The 1,506-nt window shown below is 33.3% G+C and carries 1 protein-coding gene; it reads left to right on the top strand.

The window, feature by feature from the left end; all coding sequences use genetic code 11:
* On the top strand, positions 1–1,182 hold a 1,182-nt coding region (locus tag QZ659_RS14545; RefSeq protein WP_291726677.1), incomplete at its 5' end, for a TonB-dependent receptor plug domain-containing protein.
* Between the last annotated feature and the right edge of the window lie 324 nt (positions 1,183–1,506).

Genomic DNA, 1,506 nt, shown 5'->3' on the forward strand with positions numbered 1-1,506 from the left:
TATGATGCCACATTTTTTAATCAAACGTTTCTTCGTCCAGAGATTCAAAGCGTTTATACCTTCAATGAAAAGCATTTTCTGACAGCAGGAATTGGAAGCGTCAATGAATCGGTAAGTTCTACTCGTTATACTGACAAAAAACAGCTTCAAACCAATTATATTTTTGCTCAACACGAATACTTTATCAATGACAAATCTAATATTACTTTAGGAGCTAGATTTGATTCGCATTCTATTTATGGAAACCAATTAAGTCCAAAACTAGCAGGATATTATCAAATTTCTCCAAAAATTCGTCTGACAGCTTCGGCTGGAATGGGATTCAAAACGCCAGATTTTAGGCAGCTTTATCTCAATTTTACGAATAATGTTGTAGGCTATTCAGTTTTTGGAACAGAAGAAATAAAAGAACAGCTTTTTGTTTTAGAACAAGCAGGGCAAATCTCAGAAATTGTTTTGAACCCAAACGATATTCAAGACATTAGAGCAGAAACGTCTAGGTCGTATAATCTTGGAATTAGCTACATACCAACGAAGAAATGGCTCATAAAGGCAAATATTTTTAGAAATGATGTAGATAATCTTATCGAAACACAAGTAGTAGCACGAAAAACCAACGGACAAAATGTATTTAGCTACCGAAATCTCAATAGCATTTTTGCACAAGGTATTGAGACTGAACTTAATTATGACATTTTTTCAACTGAAAATAATCAACTGACTTTTTCAGTAGGGTATCAATATTTGGAGGCTAAAGACAAAGAAGTTTTGGCGCAAATAGAAGAAGGGAAGTATTTTGCTAGAGACTCAGAAACACAGCAAACAAAAAGACTTACAAGGTCAGATTATGGTGGACTTATGGGGAGAAGTAATCACATGGCAAATGCAAAACTGTTTTATAGAAACTCAAAAAATGGATTTTCGGCAAATCTTAGAGCCATTTATAGAAGCAAATATGGTTTTGGCGACCGAAATGGAAACCTCATTTTAGATGCAGACAATGAATATGTAGAAGGCTTTACCACACTCAATTTTTCAGCAACGAAAAAACTTTTCAAACAAAAATTAGACTTTCAAATCGGTGTAGATAATCTTTTAGGCTATACTGATGAAGCTTTTATCCCAAGCCTTGCAGGGCGAATGTTTTGGGTTAGAGTACAATTTTTAATTCAGAAAAAATAATTTTTCACAAAAGAATTTTAGGCTCTCAACACCACCAAAACAATGAAATCAGAAACTATCAAAAATTCAAGTTTCTTTTGTGGATAAAACAAAACCTTAACTCTTTCTAAACAGACATCTTTATCTGTTTTATTTAATTCAATCAATTCAAATTTATAATAGCCATGAAATCTTTTTCTTTAAATGTAATGTTGCTTTTAGCGACTTGTCTTTTTATTTTCTCTTCTTGTAAAAACGACAAAGATGACCCACAACCCGAACCTTTGACCGTTGAAACAGCAAGTAATATTGTTGCTGACCCAATTCAGATTGACCCAACAACAG

The organism is Bernardetia sp. (assembly GCF_020630935.1).
Classification (GTDB): domain Bacteria; phylum Bacteroidota; class Bacteroidia; order Cytophagales; family Bernardetiaceae; genus Bernardetia.